Source organism: Streptomyces sp. NPDC000410 (genome assembly GCF_040300305.1).
Lineage (GTDB): Bacteria > Actinomycetota > Actinomycetes > Streptomycetales > Streptomycetaceae > Streptomyces.
This window is the reverse complement of sequence record NZ_JBEPDM010000084.1, coordinates 1-17,482: the sequence shown is the minus strand read 5'-3', so window position 1 is coordinate 17,482 and position 17,482 is coordinate 1. Positions and strand designations below refer to the sequence as shown.

Annotated in this window: 21 protein-coding genes and 4 pseudogenes; 15 read left to right on the top strand and 10 right to left on the bottom strand. The window is 66.6% G+C overall.

Features of this window, described 5'->3' with window-relative positions; all coding sequences use genetic code 11:
* On the bottom strand, positions 1–125 hold a 125-nt coding region (locus ABT342_RS36670), incomplete at its 3' end, for a transposase (RefSeq protein WP_351583457.1).
* A complete protein-coding gene (locus ABT342_RS36665) occupies positions 109–1,380 on the bottom strand; it encodes a hypothetical protein (RefSeq protein ID WP_351583445.1) in 1,272 nt (423 codons plus the stop codon). The genes ABT342_RS36665 and ABT342_RS36670, both read right to left, overlap by 17 nt.
* Positions 1,381–1,399: 19 nt before the next feature.
* Between ABT342_RS36665 and ABT342_RS36660 the strand changes: the two genes are divergently transcribed.
* From ABT342_RS36660 to ABT342_RS36630, 7 genes are all read left to right on the top strand, one after another.
* Positions 1,400–1,744, top strand: coding sequence for a hypothetical protein (locus ABT342_RS36660; RefSeq protein WP_351583442.1), 345 nt, complete (start codon positions 1,400–1,402; stop codon positions 1,742–1,744).
* 39 nt (positions 1,745–1,783) lie between these two features.
* Positions 1,784–2,146 carry a hypothetical protein gene (locus tag ABT342_RS36655; protein ID WP_351583439.1) on the top strand — a complete coding sequence of 121 codons (363 nt, stop codon included), beginning with the start codon at positions 1,784–1,786 and terminating at the stop codon, positions 2,144–2,146.
* A 143-nt stretch (positions 2,147–2,289) separates the two neighbouring features.
* Positions 2,290–2,874 (top strand): glycosyl hydrolase, encoded by a 585-nt coding sequence (locus tag ABT342_RS36650; RefSeq protein WP_351583436.1) that lies wholly within the window; start codon positions 2,290–2,292, stop codon positions 2,872–2,874.
* On the top strand, positions 2,871–3,530 hold the full coding sequence (locus tag ABT342_RS38365) for a hypothetical protein (protein ID WP_502965677.1): 660 nt from the start codon (positions 2,871–2,873) through the stop codon (positions 3,528–3,530). Before ABT342_RS36650 ends, ABT342_RS38365 begins: the two co-directional genes overlap by 4 nt.
* A gap of 205 nt (positions 3,531–3,735) precedes the next feature.
* Positions 3,736–3,933, top strand: coding sequence for a hypothetical protein (locus ABT342_RS36640; RefSeq protein WP_351583433.1), 198 nt, complete (start codon positions 3,736–3,738; stop codon positions 3,931–3,933).
* Positions 3,934–4,625: 692 nt separating this feature from the next.
* Positions 4,626–5,006, top strand: a complete 381-nt coding sequence (locus ABT342_RS36635) for a hypothetical protein (RefSeq protein WP_351583430.1) — start codon at positions 4,626–4,628, stop codon at positions 5,004–5,006.
* A gap of 65 nt (positions 5,007–5,071) precedes the next feature.
* Positions 5,072–5,494 (top strand): hypothetical protein, encoded by a 423-nt coding sequence (locus ABT342_RS36630; RefSeq protein ID WP_351583427.1) that lies wholly within the window; start codon positions 5,072–5,074, stop codon positions 5,492–5,494.
* Between the two features lie 601 nt (positions 5,495–6,095).
* On the opposite strand, the pseudogene ABT342_RS36625 reads toward ABT342_RS36630, so the two are convergent.
* A pseudogene (locus ABT342_RS36625) lies at positions 6,096–6,251 on the bottom strand (IS110 family transposase); the annotation flags it as partial.
* A gap of 54 nt (positions 6,252–6,305) precedes the next feature.
* On the opposite strand from ABT342_RS36625, the gene ABT342_RS36620 reads away from it, so the two are divergent.
* From ABT342_RS36620 to ABT342_RS36605, 4 genes and pseudogenes are all read left to right on the top strand, one after another.
* A complete protein-coding gene (locus tag ABT342_RS36620; RefSeq protein WP_351583424.1) occupies positions 6,306–6,677 on the top strand; it encodes a DUF3732 domain-containing protein in 372 nt (123 codons plus the stop codon).
* A gap of 229 nt (positions 6,678–6,906) precedes the next feature.
* Positions 6,907–7,158, top strand: a pseudogene (locus tag ABT342_RS36615) (LexA family protein); the annotation flags it as partial.
* A 526-nt stretch (positions 7,159–7,684) separates the two neighbouring features.
* A pseudogene (ku, locus tag ABT342_RS36610) lies at positions 7,685–8,491 on the top strand (non-homologous end joining protein Ku); the annotation flags it as partial.
* A 99-nt stretch (positions 8,492–8,590) separates the two neighbouring features.
* Entirely contained in the window at positions 8,591–8,821 is a 231-nt protein-coding gene (locus ABT342_RS36605) for a hypothetical protein (RefSeq protein ID WP_351583418.1), read from the top strand.
* Between the two features lie 84 nt (positions 8,822–8,905).
* On the opposite strand, the gene ABT342_RS36600 is transcribed toward ABT342_RS36605, so the two are convergent.
* The gene (locus ABT342_RS36600) at positions 8,906–9,313 is read right to left on the bottom strand and encodes a hypothetical protein (protein WP_351583415.1); all 408 of its coding nucleotides are present in this window, start codon (positions 9,311–9,313) and stop codon (positions 8,906–8,908) included.
* 165 nt (positions 9,314–9,478) lie between these two features.
* On the opposite strand from ABT342_RS36600, the gene ABT342_RS36595 reads away from it, so the two are divergent.
* Positions 9,479–9,976, top strand: a complete 498-nt coding sequence (locus tag ABT342_RS36595; RefSeq protein WP_351583412.1) for a hypothetical protein — start codon at positions 9,479–9,481, stop codon at positions 9,974–9,976.
* Between the two features lie 191 nt (positions 9,977–10,167).
* Here the strand turns inward: ABT342_RS36595 and ABT342_RS36590 are convergent, their stop codons facing one another.
* Complete coding sequence (locus ABT342_RS36590; RefSeq protein WP_351583454.1) at positions 10,168–10,572, bottom strand: hypothetical protein; 405 nt, start codon at positions 10,570–10,572, stop codon at positions 10,168–10,170.
* A 150-nt stretch (positions 10,573–10,722) separates the two neighbouring features.
* Here ABT342_RS36590 and ABT342_RS36585 point away from each other — a divergent pair.
* Positions 10,723–11,049: pseudogene (locus ABT342_RS36585) on the top strand (PP2C family protein-serine/threonine phosphatase); the annotation flags it as partial.
* Positions 11,050–11,139: 90 nt separating this feature from the next.
* On the opposite strand, the gene ABT342_RS36580 reads toward ABT342_RS36585, so the two are convergent.
* Together ABT342_RS36580 and ABT342_RS36575 are read right to left on the bottom strand one after the other, a co-directional pair.
* Positions 11,140–11,625, bottom strand: a complete 486-nt coding sequence (locus tag ABT342_RS36580; protein WP_351583409.1) for a hypothetical protein — start codon at positions 11,623–11,625, stop codon at positions 11,140–11,142.
* 352 nt (positions 11,626–11,977) lie between these two features.
* Positions 11,978–12,460 carry a VOC family protein gene (locus ABT342_RS36575; protein ID WP_351583406.1) on the bottom strand — a complete coding sequence of 161 codons (483 nt, stop codon included), beginning with the start codon at positions 12,458–12,460 and terminating at the stop codon, positions 11,978–11,980.
* 449 nt (positions 12,461–12,909) lie between these two features.
* Between ABT342_RS36575 and ABT342_RS36570 the strand changes: the two genes are divergently transcribed.
* Positions 12,910–13,503, top strand: coding sequence for a TnsA-like heteromeric transposase endonuclease subunit (locus ABT342_RS36570; RefSeq protein ID WP_351583451.1), 594 nt, complete (start codon positions 12,910–12,912; stop codon positions 13,501–13,503).
* 87 nt (positions 13,504–13,590) lie between these two features.
* Here the strand turns inward: ABT342_RS36570 and ABT342_RS36565 are convergent, their stop codons facing one another.
* Entirely contained in the window at positions 13,591–14,037 is a 447-nt protein-coding gene (locus ABT342_RS36565; protein ID WP_502965676.1) for a relaxase domain-containing protein, read from the bottom strand.
* Positions 14,038–14,540: 503 nt separating this feature from the next.
* Positions 14,541–14,966, bottom strand: a complete 426-nt coding sequence (locus ABT342_RS36560) for a hypothetical protein (protein ID WP_351583403.1) — start codon at positions 14,964–14,966, stop codon at positions 14,541–14,543.
* A gap of 342 nt (positions 14,967–15,308) precedes the next feature.
* Here ABT342_RS36560 and ABT342_RS36555 point away from each other — a divergent pair, with 342 nt between their 5' ends.
* Positions 15,309–16,358, top strand: a complete 1,050-nt coding sequence (locus ABT342_RS36555; RefSeq protein WP_351583400.1) for a DnaB-like helicase C-terminal domain-containing protein — start codon at positions 15,309–15,311, stop codon at positions 16,356–16,358.
* Here the strand turns inward: ABT342_RS36555 and ABT342_RS36550 are convergent.
* Positions 16,345–17,118, bottom strand: coding sequence for a hypothetical protein (locus ABT342_RS36550; RefSeq protein ID WP_351583397.1), 774 nt, complete (start codon positions 17,116–17,118; stop codon positions 16,345–16,347). The two genes, ABT342_RS36555 and ABT342_RS36550, sit on opposite strands and share 14 nt — an antisense overlap.
* Positions 17,119–17,482: the final 364 nt, after the last annotated feature.

The window sequence follows — 17,482 nt, the reverse complement described above, 5'->3', positions numbered from 1 at the left end:
CCTCGCAGGGCCTCCTTGTGGATGCCCAGATCCTTCGCCACGTGGGCGATCGGGCGGCCGGTGGCGCGGACCTCGCGGATCGCGCGCTCGCGGAGTTCGTCGGGGTACTTACGGGGTGCTGCCATGGTGCTGGTGGTTCTCCTTCGCCAGGACGGTAACCCTGGCATCAGGGACTCCACAAATCTCAGTACAGCTCAGGAAGCTTGTGTAAAGCTGTTCGGTTTCGTTGAGGGGCGCTGCTTGGTTGTCGAGGTTGGGTATGCCGTCGGGGCTGTTGACTGTGTCGAAGTCGTCGTGCAGCCATTGGGTGAAGGTGGCGTCGATGTTGGAGCCTGGTAGTGGTGTGGGGTGGTCCGGCGTGTGTCGGTCTTGCGGCGGCTGGGTGTCCTTGGGCGGGAAAGGTGACTTGAGGACGTTCGCGATCTGCTGGGCGGTGGGGACGTTCTCGAAGGAGGAATGGGGGAGGAACTCCCTGTTTGAGTGTGTCGGGTTGTCCATCTCCGGGGTTCGGGTGTCGGTCTCGTCGGCCTGCACCGCGAACAAGGGCGGCCCGACCGGGAACACCGTGTCGAGATCCAGCCACTCTCCCGTGGCGGACGTGCTGTCGTCGCCGCCCACAGAGACGTTCACGCCTTCAGCCGCAAGACTTGCAAACAGCTCGTCGGTGCCGGCGCCTGACGCCAGGAACATCTCGAAGTCAGCCGGAGTGCCGAGTACCTCTGGATCGGGCAGGTTCAACGGGTTGGTGACCGCATCGGGGTTGAACTGCCCCTCACCAAGGTTGAGATCCGACCCGGTTCCACCCCCGCCAGGCGGGCCGCTGAACGCCCACTCCTCGAAGAACACCCCCATCGAGTCATCAGAGTTGTCGTCATTCTCGGCATCATTCACGGTCTCGGTCGACCAGAAATCACCGGGCGTCTGCGCCTCCCCCAGGCCAGCCCCGTCGACCTGAGGTGCCGGCCCAGGGGGAAACGGCCCCACGTTTGTGAGTGTGGGGTTTTCCATCGCCAGGGTTTGGGCGTCGGTCTCGTCGGCATGCACAGCGAACAGGGTGTTGAAGTCCGGCAAATCCCCTGTGCCAGGCATGCTGCTGTTGCCCGTGCCGTCGAGGGAGACATCCATGCCTTCAGCGGCAAGCTTATTGAACAGCGCGTCGGCATCGGCATGCGTCGGCAAGATGACGCCGAAGTCCGCAGGGATGCCGAACTCTCCACCACCGAACAGTGCGCTGTCGAACTCGCCCTCCTTGGAGGACAACTTCATAGGTTCAACGCCCGTACCGGACACCAACCCGCCCTCGACAGCCTCGGTCGACGACGCGACGACCACGGGGGCAGACGCACTGTCATCGCCTTCGTCGTCGGAGGTGATGACCACGGGGTCAACTTCGATGCCATTGGAAGCGATACTGGGTGCCTTCGTGTTGGCCTGGCTGGTGTCGGTGGAGTGGGACTGCTCGGCAGCAGAGAGCGGTGGTGGGCTCGGCCGGCCGTCGAATACGGCCTGCCGCGGGCTGCTGTCCGCAGTCGGTACTACCAACGCAGAGGGGCCATACGGCTGCGGGCTCTTCGGTGATTTCAGCATCACGAACGCATTCGCTGACACCGTCATCACCGGGCGTTGCCAGGATGTGAACATCACCGGCAGCGCCTTCGTCGCCAAACACCTCGGGCTTGAGCTGTCCTTCACGATGCAGCGTGATCCGAAGGTCCAGCATGCTGGCGAACCCCTGGATTTTTGATACACCCAAGCCACTTTGTTCCATATACTCCTTCAGGGAATGAATCTGTTCGCCAAAATTCGAGATCCCTTTTTCCTCAATTTCGAGAATGACATTGATGTGTTCCGAGGCACCCGCGTGCACAGCGCCGAGAAGTGTGGTGGGACCACCTCGATCATAATCAAGCTTCAGCTCCCTGAGCAGTCCCACCTGTTCCGCACTCGGCTTCCAGGCCCTCGCAAACACCCAACTCCCTATAGCCACTCTGTAAACCTGGTCACCTGTGAAGTGATCATCCAATCCCAGATGATCCCGAGCAAGATTTCCGATCTGCTGACTTTTCCATGCTTCCGTTGCCCGCCGGTGAACGAAAGCGGCGAAATCGCGCCTCTGTGTTTCGGTGAGCAACCAGAGGTTGACTGACTTGGCGTTGGGTGTGATGACGTTGACGATGTCGTCGATCGTGACTTTCGGGTTGGGGAGCTCCTGCCGGACAAAATCCCTGATTACGCGGAGGGCTTGACGACCAGTCGGCCACGTGGGGAGCGCCAGGCGCTTCTCAGGTGATGGCGATCGCCGTCGCCCGGGATCTCACCCAGTTCACGTATGCCCTGGAGACGAGCCACCACGCCACGGTGTCTTTCGCCCAGAACTGGCTGGTCGAACACGGCTGTCCGCCCGAGAAGATCGCCAAGATCCGCGACGGCCTAGTGAAGCCCGCCGACGACCTCACGCTCTGGGTCGAACGGCAGATCCGAGAGTCGGGCACCCGGTACGAGGTCCTCGACAACAACACCTCGGACTCCGACCCGTGCGAGACGTGGACGCTGACGCGCGACTCCCGCGCCGATGAGGCACCGATCCGGGTCTTCCACGAAGAGTGGGACCACGACGCCGGCACGTACACGATGCGCGAGGGCGCCTTCGCCTACGTCGGCGCCGCCCGCTCGTGGCTGGACGACCGCGGCGGCCCTTTGCCCGAGCCGCCGGAGTACCGCGATGACAACGGCGCCGTCGTCCGAGCCCGCGTCGCCCGCATCGCACTCGCCCGGTCGGCCAGCGTCGCCCCAGCACCGAAGACCGGTCTCGACGCTCCCCGTATGCCACCGGCACGACCGGTTCAGCGTCCGATCCAGGGGAGGCTGATGTGAGCCGCGCCCGCTTCGCCTTCGCCGCACACCCTGACGCCATCGCGGACCTTCGGGAACTTCCCGACAACATCCGTGACCTGGCGCTGCTGGAGCTGCAGAACCTGGTCCGCGGAAGCGACGACTGCCTGCCGCTGAAGGGCCGCCTCGCCGGCTTCCACAAGGTCTACGTCGACCCCTCGGTCTCGTACCGGCTGGTGATCCAGTTCCGCCCGGCCCCACCGACCTCGAACCACCAGCGCGAGATCTATCTCGTCGCTGCCGGCAGGTCCCGCGTGAGCACCCGCAAGGTGAAGTCACCCATCTCGCGCTACGCGGAACGGAAACTGGACGGCCGCCCTGACAACAGCCGGGCCGTGACCTCGACGACGATCACTCTCCTGCCGCCGCCAACGCCGCGGCCCGCGCTACCCGCGACGACCGTCCCCCAGTACGCCGGTCCCAGAAAGACCAGCAGCCGCATGGTCCGCGTCCTGGCCATCCTGCAGGCAGAGCCCGAACGGCTCTGGCGAGCACGGGAGATCGCCGAGCTGCTCGGCGACGTCACCCTCGTCGCCACCTACCGACAACTCGCCCGCTGGACCGAGAAAGGAATGATCAAGAGAGTCCGCACAGGCCGCTACACAGCTATCGCCCAGGACAACAGATCCCTCGCATGACCTGCGAAAACGCTAACTACCCGGCCTTGGGGAAACTTCAACTACCGCCGAGTCCACAGCGGCGGACGGCCTGTCGCAGGCGGTGTCCATCGCGTGCCGTCCGAGCGTCGTACGGCTGGCAATGAGTAACCGGGGCATCGACGACCAGCTACCCGCCGATGTGCCCGGCCGACGTCACGACCAGGAGTGAGCCCGCTCGATCCTCGTGAACGCGTCCGCCGCGGCCGGGCTGCCGGGCGCCGTCAATGGTGTCCACTCCGATCCGGAGGACGCGGTGGCGGCTGCCCACGACGCGGCCCAGGCCGCCGGCGCCGGGTTCACGCGCCAGTGCGTCAACCGAGCAGCCCAGTTGGCTGACATCCGCGCCATCCGGCATGGGCAAGGGGAGCGAGACGCCGACTGAGTGGATGAACCACAGGGGAACCCTGTGGTTCGGGATCCGATTCATGGGTCTGCCAGCCGCTCCTCGAAGCCTCAAGAAAACCTCAAAAAATCTTAGGCCGATGCCGAACTCGACTCCCGAGGTCCCCGTATCCCTGAACAAGAGCACGGAACGAGCGGCCTGAGGAGGAACGCATGAGGTCCACTCACCTGACGCTGACAGCGGCGGTCGTGTTGATGACAGCAGCTTGCTCGGCGCACACTTCCAGTACTCCTGGGCCTTCAGCATCCGCACCCGAGCATCGAGTTACTCCCCCGCCCCCGCCCGCTGTCGGCGCGATTCCAGTGGTGAGATCGGCGGCACAGATCCGACTCCCTCTCGACCGGTATCTCCTTTCGGGCGAGCAGGCAGGCGTGGTGAGCCATGGCCTCGACGCCCTGTTCCGCCAATGCATGCAGACGTTCGGTTTCACTGTGCCCCCTCGTCCGCTGCCCGCCGGAACTCCACAGTTGCTCAATGAGCGACGGTACGGGCTGCTCGACGCTGCGGAGGCCGTCGCTGGTGGATACAGGGGCAGCGAGCCGGACCGTCCACATCCCTCTAGCCGAACGGCGCCGTCCGCCGAGCAGGAAGCTGTCGCAGTCGGCACGGCCACGACCAAAATCAGAGGCCGCACTGTGCCGCGTGGCGGTTGTGTCGGGGAGGCCACCCGGATGCTGCGTTCCGGCGCACTGGAGGCCGACCAGCAGCTCCCCTACAACCTCTCCAAACTGACCTTCCGCTGGGCGGAAGAGGATCCCCGGGTGAGGGCGGCGTTCGCAGCCTGGAGTCGATGCATGGCCGAGGCCGGACACACCTACAAGGATCCCTGGGAACCCAACGACATTCCGACTTGGGAAGACCCCGCCCAGGAAAACAAGACTGCCGTTGCCGACGTGAGATGCAAGCACCGGACGAATCTCGCCGGCATCTGGATGGTGGTGGAGGCCGCCTACCAACACGCAGTCGTCGAGGAAAACCGTACGGCGCTCAACGCCGTGGAGGAACTCCTTCATACCCAGCTCGCCCACGCCCGAGCAGCCGTCACCCCCTGAACAACGGCCAACACCACGGCCGTCTGGCACCCAGCCAGTCAACAATGAACAAGGAAGGCCTCACCGTGTTCGACAAAATCCCACAGGTCAACTCGCGAGGCGTCTTCGTCCGCATACTGACCGCTCTGGCCCTCGCCCTCACCAGCCTCGTCGGCGTCACCCTCATGGCATCCCCCGCCCAAGCGCAGGCCTGCACAACCCCGCACTACACGTGCCTGCACAGCCTGCCCAACACCAACGGCAGTTTGGACATCGTCTACGGCTGGGACGACCAGTGCCTCGTCGGCGACACATGGGCCGGGACCATCCCTGCGGAAGGGATGAACGATGACATCGGCAGCATCCAGAACAATGACTCCCGGTACCTGCACTACTTCGAGCACTGCAACTACGGCGGCGCCGCCGACTTCGTCTGGGCGAAGACCTACGCCAACTTCCAGAGCAATTACTGGAACAACAGGATCAGTTCCTTCAGATTCGGCTGGTAGGGCTGACTAGCGAAGCCAGGAATCGTGGCCGCTACCACTTGATTGCCACGTAGTAGCGGCCAACGGCCTACTGGCGCATGCTCAGGAAGTGCCCAATTGTCGTGGTTCTCAACTTTGCGTATCCCCGCTCGGGTGCGTAAAGCGCTGTTCCAATGCCGGAGACTTCGAAGGCCTTGATGCCAAGCAACTACAACTTAGCATCGACCCTTCGTGACTGGCCGTCAGCTTTGGCTGGCGGCCAGTCCACGTTCGGGAGCATTGTACAGGCGAGACGACGGCCCGGCTGATCCCCCCTATTGTCAATCCCCTGGTTTCGTAGAGACCTCTCCTATGCGGCCTGGCGCCTCTGGTCGCTCTTCTTGCGTGCTTCGGTGATGGTTCGTTCGAACTCGGCCGGCGGCCTGCCGTGACGGCGGTCTCCGTAAGCTCCCCGTAGGCGGCCACTTACCGCGCAATTTATGGCCAAGGGTTTCCCCGCGTACGGCCAGATATCTCCCCGCTCGCCCCGAGTAGTCCCGCTCGGCGGCGCTTGAGCGGGTGAAGAACAGCAGGGATTCCCAATCATGCTGTCAAGCTGCGGTGGTGACGCCTCGTGATGGCTTCATGTCGCTGGGGCAGCGGAATGGGACGCGCTGAGCTCGAAGGTCCGGTGGTCACGTATGAGGGCCCAGAGCACGTTGAGGCGGCGCCTGGCCAGGGCCAGGACGGCCTGCTTGTGGGACTTGCCTTCGGCTCGCTTCCGCGAGTAGAAGGTCTTGACCGACTCACGGTGATCGCCGACACCGCTGACGGACCAGTCCAGCTCAAGGACATGGGAAGTGCTGAGAACCACCTGGGCTACCACGTCTCCACCCTCCTCAGCCTCCACGAGTGGTTCACCAACCACCAGAGCCCGGTTCCCCACGTCTTGGTCCTCGACCAGCCGTCGCAGGTGTACTTCCCCGCAGAGCCGACCGGCGAGGAAGTCCTGCAGACCAACGACCGTACACATTTGTTGAACATCTACAAGGCCATACACCGCACGCTGCAGCAGCTCGACGGCAAGATGCAGGTCATCGTCATGGAACACGCTGACCTTGACGACCCAGCCTTCAGCCAGCACGTCGTCGAACGCTGGCGCTACGGCAACAACTCAGGACTCGTGCCCTCGACCTGGATGGAGCCCGAGACCCCGGCGAGCTAATGACTGGCAGACCATCCCCTCGCCCGCCGCCGCCGGGACGGTACGGCGAGAACGACGGTCACGAAGGACGTGACCGTTACCAGGGCGCTCTTCGCCGAGAAGGGAGATCCTCACGGCTGCAACGGCGCATCACCCAAAGCGTGCGAACCCACGCCAAACTGCGCATGATCGGGTGCAGTGTGCCACCGGTTCCTGGCGTGGGGCCTCCAAGATTCGGCGAACTCGTCGGGTTCAGGTGGTCGGCGACAGCATGATCGGCGCGGCGATCTGCGACGGCGACATCGTCACCGTGAGGCAGGCCGATTCCGCCGACCATGGGGACATCGTCGCCGCCATGCTCGACGGCGAGGCCACGGTGAAGCGGCTTCGCCGCGAGAACGGGCGAGTCTGGCTGATGCCGCACAACACAGCGTACGAGCCGATCTCCGGCGACGAGGCGATCATTCTCGGCAAGGTCGTCGCCGTGCTGCGCTCCCTCTGACAGCGACGTCCGGTCCCTTCCCGACCCCCACGGGAAGGGGCCGGGCGTACGGCCCGAGGGTGGATCAGCGTCCGGCCGCCTCCCCCAGGTCGGCGTACGCGATTGCCAGGCCAGGAACCTCCTGCGCAACGCGAGCGATCACCGCGCGGCGCCAAGAGGCGGGGAACGGAATGTCGGGGTGAGCAGCGTGGTAATCCTCGTCGGTCCGGTGTGTGAGGACGCCGGGCCGAGGGGATGTCGAGAAGCGGAGCGACGACGCCCGCGACGAATTCGCCGGTACGTCGTTCCAGGTCTTCCATCTCCAGCCGAACACCGTCCGAAATGGCACACTTGCCCTGCTCCCAGTGGCGCACGGTGCGCCCGGAAAGCCCGGGGAATGGGGCCGGGGAGTGCGATCACGGCCGGGGTATGCATAGCCTGAGGCCACCCCAGGGGGGCACCTGGAGGAACGATGCCCGGTCGTCCGATCTGGACGGGAGCCATCTCATTCGGCCTGGTCACAGTGCCCTGACGGCTTGAGAACGCCACCGAAAGCCACAGCATCAGCTTCCGCCAGATCCACCTCGCGGACGGCTGCGGCGGCCGGATCCGCTACCGCAAGGTGTGCGAGCTCGACGGCCAGGAGCTCACCGAGGCCGAGATCGGCAAGGGGTACGAGGTCTCCAAGGACAACGTCATCCCGATCACCGACGACGACCTGGCCAACATGCCCCTGCCGACGGCGAAGGTCATCGAGATCGCCGCGTTCGTACCCTGGGACAGCATCGATCCCCGCCGCATCGGCGAGAGCGCCTACTACCTGACCGCGGACGGCCCCGTCGCGGCCAAGCCGTACACCCTCCTCCACAAGGCACTCGGCCGAACCGAGAAAGTCGCCGTGCCCAAGTTCGCCCTCCGTGGCCGCGAGCGCCTCGGCCTGCTCCGCCCCTACGGCGACGCGCTCCTCCTGCACTCGATGCGCTGGGACGACGAGGTCCGCTCCCCCGACGAGCTCCGCCCGGACGAGACGGAGCTGACCGAGGAGGAGATCGAGCACGCCCTCGCCCTGATGGACTCCATGTCGGTAGAGCACCTCGACGACCTCGAGCTCACCGACCAGTACCGCGACGCCTTGGTTGAGGTGATCGAGGCGAAGGCCGAGCACCGCGAGCCGGCCACCGTTGGCGGGGAGGAGACAGCGCCGGCAGGGCAGCTCGTCGACCTGGCTCACAGCGCCGTACGTGCTCGCCTCCTCGTACCTCGGAGGCTGCGCGCGTACGTCACGAGCGAGGTGTCCTCCTCGTTCGACTGCTCCGGACCTCCCGCCGCTGGCGATTGCCACCACCTGCACTGACTCTCACAGCGTCTGCCGGGCGCTGGTGACGGACGACCACCAGGCGCCTTCTCCCCCACCTTGCCCCAGCTGTCACCCCCGTCCGGCACGATGGACGCCATGAAGATGCCCCGCGTCAACTGCCGCGACTGCGGCCGGGATGTCGCCGCGATCCCCTCCGGCGTCGGCCTGTGGAAGATCGCCCAGCACGACCACCCCGGGAAGCACCGCGATTTCAAGGGCGTCCTCGTGTCGTGCCGGGTCTCGCTCCGAGCCGTGGAGCTGGCGGACATCCACCAGCTCCAGCTTCCCGAGCAGAGCGCCGAGGACGAGCACCCGGCGCTGTTCTAGCTGCACTGCCCGGCTCGCGCATCAGGTGGCGTCGATCATCCGCAGGATTGTTTCACCCCTGGGGTCCCGTGTGGAGGCGCCGCCTTACCGCCCGGCAGCCTCGGGGGCTGGGGTGATGACGACGTCCTTGAACAGGTGCCACGGCTCGTAGCTGCTCCGCGTGCACTTGATCCGAAGTCGGACGGCCTTGCCTTCGTAGTCCTGGCGCCAGTGCTGGGCCGCTTGAGGGTAGTCCATCCAGAAGGGCGGCTGGGTATCGCGCATGTCCCGCCGCATGGCGTCGCCCGGCTCCAGCGGGCCGTTGATCCCCGCAGTCCGCCCCGGGTCGGCGACGCCATCGATGCCCGGGATGAAGTGCAGCGCGCCCCAGATCTGCTTCGCGATGTCCTGCGCCGTGGGGGGACGCCCAGGCGATGCTGTCCGTAGTAGTCCGTCGTCGCGGATGTCCGCCGTGATGTCGTCCAGACCCGGCAGACCGCTGGGCCCTCTCAAGACGACGAACAGCGACGCTCTGTCAGTACCCGCGCTGGGCCGTCGGATCGCTGGCGGAGGCGCACTGGAGCCTTTCCGGCACTTGTCCAGTCAACTGCCTGTTTTCCACTCCAGGGAGTGAGTCACACTCACCGGCCGGCGATCAACGAGACCAGGATGGCCACTATGACCAATTACGAGCCGTATCCGGCTGACACCCGTTGGACCTACCGAAGCCAGCAGGCCAATTTTGAACGCACCGGCCCCCTCATCTTGAGCTGGGATGTGAACGGCGACTCCATCACCGACCAGTACCTCCCGGACGAGATGTCGGCGCGAGAACTCTGGGACATGTGGGTCTCGCAGTACGCCAAGGACGGGCCAGTCAAGATCTACTGGTCCGTGGTGGACGACGGTTCCACGGGCATGGGGCTCGAAGCCGCACCCTTCTCGAAGAACAACCCGCTTCCCGAGGACTTCCTGACCTTCTACACGTGGCCTATGCACGCAGAGACGGGCGAGCGCATTAACTGGGTTCGGGTGCCCGTGCGGGACAGGTTGTGGCATGGCGGCCGGGCCGACAAGGGCGGCTTCATCCAGGAACTGACGGGCTGGAAGCCGAGTCCGTTCGAGCCTCTGTTCCATGTGGACGTGATCGCGGGAGCTGCGAGGCTTCTGTCGTAGTCGCGACTGCGGCTGGCTCGCGCCACCTCCGAGGCGGCAGCGCGAGCCAGTCGGGGCCAGTGAGCCTCTTCCAACTCACGCTGACGCGCTGTGAAGGACGGGGACGGCCTGGACGATCGCTGTGATGCATTGGTGCTACAGCGGAGCTTCCGTAGGAGGCGCCAGCCCTCGGCTCTCTGTACCGCGCTCGCCTACCCCAGGTAGGTGCCGGCGAAGGCGCCGTCGAAGCCGAGCGCAGCGAGACCCTCCTCGACGGTGGGGTAGGTCGTGCCGTACGGGCTGGTGATCAGGGCGTCGAAGTCGGCGCGGCTGATCTCGGGTTCGAGCCACTGGTTGCTGCACCGGCAGCGGATCCAGACGTTGCGGCCGTGGTTGATGAGCAGCCAGTCGCGTCGGGCTCGGCAGGCCGAGCACATCACGGGGATGCCGCCGAGTGCGAGTTCGTGTGGGTGGCTGACGCAGCGTGTCGCGCCGGGGCCGTCGGCCGGCTGCGTCTCGTAATGGAGTTGCAGCAGGGGGTCGGTGCCGGTGGGGAGGACGGGCAGCGCGGGTGCCGGCTCCGTGGTGCGGTCGGTGGTTCTGGGCACGAGCGTCATCTCCCGGTCGAGGGCTTCCTGTTTCATCCGTAACAGCCGGTGGAGCGGGCTGTCCAGGCATTTCGTGGAGTCTGGTTGATCGGCTTGCTGGCCTTCCGGACGCGTTGATCAGCGGCGCGGTGGGCCCCCACGGGTTGACCAAACCCATAGGGGCACCCCCCCGCATTGACACCGGCAGGCGGGCCCCCCGAACTGCTCGACCTACCATCTGGTGCACCCCTCGGGGTCGGCGGCGTCCCCTTCGAAACGACCACCGTGCCCCTGCGCCCCGGCGATCAACTGGTCCTCTACACCGACGGCTTGGTCGAAACACGCCACGACGCGATCGACGAACGCCTCGACCTCCTCCTCCGCGTACTCGACGGCCACGACCTTTCCCTGGAAGAAACCTGCGACCGGCTCCTGCACACACTGCATGATCCGGACGACCACGACGACGTGTCCGTGCTCATCGCCCGACCCAGACCGCGGCCCTGACTCACTGCGGACGTCGGCCAGCCGGGGACAGCTCTTGGCGTGCTCCTCTGCGCGTGAGTGCGGGCACATGCCGTGACCTCAAGGGGCCGGTCAGGCGTTCTGGCCCGCCGCTTCCAGCTTGTCAAGGACGCTGACTGTGACTACCGCAAAGAGAACATGCGGGATGATGTCTGAGACCCAGTCCGAGGCTGTCCAGGTCCGTGGATCCGTAATTCCCAAAAGAATAATCGGCGCATTTGTGGCAGTTAGGGCAAAGAGAGACGCAACGACATAGCGGGAAGCCTTCATCGGAAGCCAACCAGCAGCCTGTGCCAATGACAGCGCCGCCCCCATGCCCAGCCCCACGGCGTATCCGGTCAAGGGGCCAAGGCCGGCGATCCGGTTCTCCAGGATCTGATCGTCCCCGGGGATTCGAATACGGAGCTTCGCAGCAAGGCTACGCACCGTGATCTCAGGTGTATCGCTGATAGGCCGGCCTCGAAGCGCAATGTCAGCATAACCTGCGATATTGAGCGCGGTCGTACCGGCGAGTCCCGCAACAGCGCCGTGAAGAAGCGGCCGCATAACTCTGATCATGGGCGGTCCTCCTGCTGAGCAATCAATCTCGAGTCGGTGACCCGTACCCCGAGGCTGAGCTTCAAGAGTCCCATTTCCGTGGGCGCTGCGCATCGCAGGACGTGTGAGTGGACGACGGCAAGACCAGCGGTAGGAGCGTCCGCAGAGCCCCCGGTTCGGGGTGAACAACCGTCCCGGCCCGTCCTGATCGGACAGCGGTGGTGACTGCGTCTATGGTCCATACCGGTGCGCTCGTGTGAAGCGCCTGCCGCATGGCCGCTGGGGGATGCGGCGTGGGATTGTCCTGCCTCGGTCTTTAACAGGTCTCACGCAGGTGACCGCCGTGGCGTGATCTTCTCGGTTCCTACGGCCGTCATCGTCCAGGCAGTCGCACCCGGACCTCTTGAAGCAGCCACCCATTGCCGTCCGGGTCACTGAACGTCGCGTACGAGTTGTAGCTGCGACCATTGGGGTCCGGGCCGTCCACCTGTTCTTGGGCGCCGGTGTCGTAGACGCGGTGGAAGATCTCGCTCACCTCGACACCCTGGCTCATCAGTCGGGCGCGGGTTTGGTCAAGGTCTTGGACGACGAGGTACATGCCCTGGGCGGAGCCTGCTGCCGCAGGGGTGACTCCGCGGCCGAAATGGACCGAGCATCCCGACCCCGGAGGCGTCAGCTGCACAATCCGGAATTCCGGGCCCGCCTCGTAGTCCGCATCGAGCCTCCACCCCAAGCCCTGGTAGAAGCGCAGGGCACGATCGACATCAGCCACCGGCATCACGACGACCTCAAGATTCATATCCATGGCCGGCACTTCATCGACGTTCGTTGCGCCGTCCTGCTTTGCGGTGCCCATAGCGACCTCCTATGCCGCTTTCTGGTCAGGTTCATGGCCTCTGAAAGCCCGCAACTGGCGGAACACCACCGTCACCAGAGGAATGCACAGGTAGTTGATCACGCCTGCCAACCCCGCTCCTGCGGCTACCCGGACGCGAGTGCAAGCCTCGGCGCCATGCTCGCGGAACGTGATCTCCAGCCTACGCTCGCGGACCGTGAACTGCTCGCCCGCAAGGGTCAACGACGGCCTCATCTGCCGGACGCCACCGGAACCAGTAGTCGAGCCCGTCCGCCCGGTAGCGAGCGCCGTCATCGAATCGCAGCTCGCCGACAAGCCTCCGCGTCCTGTCTGACGCCTGGCGGTGCGGTGTCAGTAGCAGATCCAGTTCGTCGTAGCGGGCGTCGATCCCGCCGTGGCCCGGATGACTCTCCGGCCTGGCCGTCCCGGCCTCATAGCGCTGATTCCACCTGGCGAAGATCGCCCGCCGCTCGCGCTCCAACTCCACTGCCGCCTCGCTCGCGGGCCAGACACGGTACTCGTCGGCTTCGTCGGCGCTCGACCGTGACCCGCGCGTCAACGGCCTGGCCGCTCGGCCGCTGGAGCTGCGGTGGCATGAGCTGGGTGAGGTGCGTGCGCATGCTCCTCAGCTGATGCTCCGGCTGGCTGATGGCCAGGGAGTGCTGGCCGACTGCACGGCCAGGGCGGAGCTGTCGCAGCGTCAGCGGTCCCTCGCGGCCGTGGTGGGAGAGATCTGTACGGCAGTGGGCTGGCGGCACTGGGTGCTCGGGCCGGTGGACCCGGTCTACCGGCCCGATGTGGCCTGGCTCGCCGGGTACCGACACCCGCGCTACCACGGTGGACAGCTACTGGTTGCCGCGCTGCAGGAGGCGTTCGCCGAGCCCGCGCCGCTGTGGGAGGGCGTACGCGGGATCAGGGATCCGATGCTCGTGCTTCCCGCGCTGTTCCATGCCTTGTGCGCGGGACGGCTTGCGGCGGACCTGGGTGCGGCAATGCATCAGCGGATGCCGGTGTGGGCCAGACAGCAGAGTGAGGACAGGTAGCGGGATCCCTGGCGGGCCGGTGATGGAGCTGGGGTGCCGGGTGCGGTTCGAGGGGCGTACCTGGACGGTGGCAGCCATGACTGGCGGTCAGGTGCGGCTGGTAGCCGAGGACGGTGCAGTAGCGGCGTTCCTGCTGGCGCTGCTGTTCGCCGATGCGGGATTCGAAGTCCTGGACGCGCCCGGGGGTATGCACGGTGCCGCCGCTGGGCTTGCTGGAGTCGTTGCCCGATGCGGTCGGCAAGCCGCGGCCTCCAGCCGCCCGTCTACGGCGTTCCTTCCCCGGCCCTGCTCGCCCGCGCTGAAGCGGATCACCGCGACATGGTCCTCGATCCACTCCAGGACCTGCTCGATCGCGCGCTCGTGCGCGGCCTCGATCGCCAGCCGGGTCTCCTCATCCCCCAGCGCCCACAGGAGGTAGATGGTCGGCTGCGGCCGGAAGACGAAGTCGAAGCCGAGGACCATCACCCAGCGCCCCAGCGCCCCGGCCCGCCGCGCCACCTTCGGCGAGTCCCCCGCCTCGAGCCGCTCGGCCACGAGCCGCTCGGCGTCCGGGTGCCGACCTCCCTCACCGAACAGCCGGCGCAGCTACTCCTCGGTGACCTCCTGTCCCGCCACCAGCCCAAGGGCGCCGAGCCCGCGGCCCATCCAGCGCCCGGCCGGGACACCGGCCTGTGCCGCTTCCTCGCCCTGCGCACCATGACATTCCCCGCCAAGAACGCTGATACTTCTACGCCCAACCCACCCCGACACACCCATGCAGATCATCACTGGGGGTGTTGGCCGTTGCCGGCGGCGTGCGTTCTCCCGGGATAGGTACCCGCTACGGCAGTAGAACCGGATCCCGATGCCCCGGGGCCGGGTGGGCAGGCGGAACCCTCTTCCACGGGCGTGTGAAGGAAGCCCCGCACGCGGCGCAGTGGGCGAGGTAGAGCGCTGAGGCGGGGCTGTGCGCGGGGGTGGGTGTGACGGTGTATTCGCGCTGTTCGATGACGGTGATGAGGCGGGGCCAGGGGGTGGGGCAGAGGCAGGTGTCCTGACTATTGGTCATGGGCCTCCTTGGTAGGTGAATTGGCGGTGCGCCGGTTCGGGTCCCGGCGGACCTCCCGGGCCACCTCGGTGATCTCGTCGTTCCCGTACGCGGTGCGGATCCCGGAGATCGTCATGCCGCTCGCCTCGGCCAGGGACTCCAGGCGATACGGGCGGGCACCGTGGAACTCCCGGCCATAGGCAAGGAGCCGGCGGATCTCGGCATCCGCAGCGGCCTTGCGCGCCCGGGCGTCCTGCAGGGCCAGGAGCAGCGGGTCGGCATCCAGGCCCTCGCTCGCCGCCTCCAGGCTCTCCGCCTCCTCGGCACGGAGACGTTCGGCCTGCTCGCAGGCCTCGAAGTAGAGATCGGCCGGGGTGACCGACCCCGGCGGGGGCAGCGGAAAGCGAATCGCCGCAATGTCATTGACCAAATCCATGATTACGATCATCGCAAAAAGTTACGCCTATCGCAATAGCAGGGCGCGCGGCGGGTTGGCAGCCGTCGTCGCGATGCCGTGCCGACTTGGGGTGAAGGACCGGAGGACAGAGCCGGTAGGAAGCGAGCGCGCCATTGGCACGCAGTTGAAGCGCTCTGGTGTGGATGCGGTTGCGCCTTGGGCCAGTTGTCGTGCGGGCCCCGACATTTTTGCGGGAGGCGCCCGCGTTCGGGGCTGCCTGGCTATTCTTAAGGTTCACGTACTCGTCGTGTGCGTGCTGCGGCCTGGACCCACCTCCGGCTGAGAGCGAACCGAGCGGCCGCTCGGAGGCGGATTGACCCGGTGCTGCAGCATGTCGTCGAAGACTGGGTGCACCTGGCGCGCTGGGGTGGGACGGCGGTCGGGGTGCACTGGAGTCTGTCAATGACGAAGCCGAACAGCAGGGCGAACACCACTCACCAGCAGACAATCGCCAAGGCGCTGCACCGTGCCTGCGGATGCGGCTATCAGGAGGCGCTGCGCCGCGTGCGGGAGGCCGCCGCCGCGGGCCGGCTGCCGGGTCGGCTCGATGCGGCGGGGCGTGCCGCGGCGGTTGCGTTCCTTTCCGAAACCGCAGGCAAGGGGCCGACCGCAACCGGGGTCCGGTCGAAGGGAGTGTGCCCGTTGCCGTGGCCTGGGGCGACCGCGCTGGCCGGTCTTGCCCCCGGAACCGTCACCGCCTTGGTATCCCTGCCGACGGCTGGCAGGTCGACGCTCGCCCTCAACATGGCTCTCCACGCCGCCGAGCAGGGCCGCGCAGCCCTGTTCACCTCGGGCGAGATCCGTACCGCGGCTCTGCGGCAGAAGGTCATCACCGCCCAGTACGGCTTCGACCCTCGCAGGCAGGAACCGCCGGGCGGGTGGCCGGCCTTCAAAGCCACCGCACTGCCCGAGATGGAGGCCCTGCCCCTCTACCTTCACGGCGCCATCGTCGGGAGCAGCCCCCGCGACAGCCTTGAGAGCGGCGCCCTGTCCGCAGTGAAACGGCACCAACGCCCCCTTGACCTCTGGATCGTCGACACCGTGCAGCACTTCAGCGACATCACCGATGACGGACTCGACATCGCCACGACCATGCGCCAGCTACGTGCCCTTGCCCGCGAGTACCAGCTGGCCGTTCTCGTCACCGCACAGGTGCTCACCGACTACGAACAGGAGCCAGTAAGGAACGCCCCATTGCCGCACGGAATCGCCGAGCACGCACAACGAGTACTGCTCCTTGACCGCCCCGGCGTCTACTGGACCAGCTCCAAGAATCCGGCCGCCACCCTGAGCCTGCTGACGGGAACCAAGCACACTCCCCCAGTCGCGCTCCAGCTCGAATCCGACCGCTGCCGATTCACCCCCGCGTAGCCGCCAGCAACGCCGAACGACAACCACGGGGTACCACGGCCGAGCCTCGGCCAAACTGGTTGCCGAGGCCCGGGCGTGCTGCGGCACAAGCTCCGCCCCGGCCCCGCATCGACATCAAAGTCCGCGGCACTGGCCGGGGTGAGGTCGGCCAGGAGCGGGGCGATCTGGTCGCGGACGCCGTTCCAGGGCGCGCCGAGAGCGAGCCGGTGTCGGCGGAGGGCAGGGTGCGGCGGTGGCCGACGGCGGCGGCCACGATCGCAAAGGCGTGCGTGTCCGCAACGATGGTGGCGCTCTCGCTCTCGTGCACCTCGCTCGCCTGGTCCAGCACGTTGTGCACGGTGCGCGTGCCTGACTCCAGGGCCATGAGGAGTCTGCGGCGGAACGCGACCTCCTCCCGCGGTACCGCGCCGTCCGGGCCTGGGCGGGTGCCCGCGAGGTAGCGGCGGCCCAGCTCGGTGTCCAGGACAGCGACCGAGTCCAGAGCCGCCCGCAACCGCTCCAGCAGCGTGATGGCCGCAGGCAGCGGAGCCGGGCCCTTCGCCTCCCACTCGCGGTGCAGGGTGCGCATGCGGTCCGCCGCCCGGTCCCGGTCGGCGATCAGCCGCCCCGTAGGCTGGCCCGCTGCGTTCCGGCGCAGCCGTGTGCGCCGGGCACTACGAGCGCGCCGCCGCTGGTAGCAGGCCTCACACTCCCCGCCCGACGCCGCGATCCGGATCTTCCCCGACCCGCAGAACACACAGCCGACCCTCGAGATCAGCACCTCAACCGGCGCCCGGCCGGCCCGTACAGTGCTCCGGAGCCAGACGCCCACCGCTCTGCCGGACCGTCCCATACCTGCGCCGCCGAACCCCAGCCACCAGCCCCACCCCCTGGCCATCCAGTTCGCCCTGCCGCGCGTCCTACCCGGCACCAATCGCCGGCACACCGCACCACGGCGTGCATGGAAGCCCTACGATGGGCCACCAGTTCACGCAGGGCCGCGACTGGACCGGCGGGTCCTCACCGTGGTCGGCGCCGCGCGGGCCCGTACGCTTCACCTTTCACACGGCAGGCACGAAACCAGTGCCCAGGTCAGAGGAGTCCGCACGGTGATAGACCTTGAGCTGAAGGTCAACCAGGTCTGG

What these genes read in the sequence shown, in the direction of transcription:
- ABT342_RS36655 (WP_351583439.1), top strand. Translation starts at nt 1,784, where the DNA reads ATGAATCTGTTCGCCAAAATTCGAGATCCCTTTTTCCTCAATTTCGAG.
- ABT342_RS36650 (WP_351583436.1), top strand. Translation starts at nt 2,290, where the DNA reads ATGGCGATCGCCGTCGCCCGGGATCTCACCCAGTTCACGTATGCCCTG.
- ABT342_RS36635 (WP_351583430.1), top strand. Translation starts at nt 4,626, where the DNA reads ATGCTGCGTTCCGGCGCACTGGAGGCCGACCAGCAGCTCCCCTACAAC.
- ABT342_RS36620 (WP_351583424.1), top strand. Translation starts at nt 6,306, where the DNA reads ATGGGAAGTGCTGAGAACCACCTGGGCTACCACGTCTCCACCCTCCTC.
- ABT342_RS36605 (WP_351583418.1), top strand. Translation starts at nt 8,591, where the DNA reads ATGAAGATGCCCCGCGTCAACTGCCGCGACTGCGGCCGGGATGTCGCC.
- ABT342_RS36595 (WP_351583412.1), top strand. Translation starts at nt 9,479, where the DNA reads ATGACCAATTACGAGCCGTATCCGGCTGACACCCGTTGGACCTACCGA.
- ABT342_RS36590 (WP_351583454.1), bottom strand. Translation starts at nt 10,572, where the DNA reads ATGACGCTCGTGCCCAGAACCACCGACCGCACCACGGAGCCGGCACCC.
- ABT342_RS36580 (WP_351583409.1), bottom strand. Translation starts at nt 11,625, where the DNA reads ATGATCAGAGTTATGCGGCCGCTTCTTCACGGCGCTGTTGCGGGACTC.
- ABT342_RS36575 (WP_351583406.1), bottom strand. Translation starts at nt 12,460, where the DNA reads ATGGGCACCGCAAAGCAGGACGGCGCAACGAACGTCGATGAAGTGCCG.
- ABT342_RS36560 (WP_351583403.1), bottom strand. Translation starts at nt 14,966, where the DNA reads ATGGATTTGGTCAATGACATTGCGGCGATTCGCTTTCCGCTGCCCCCG.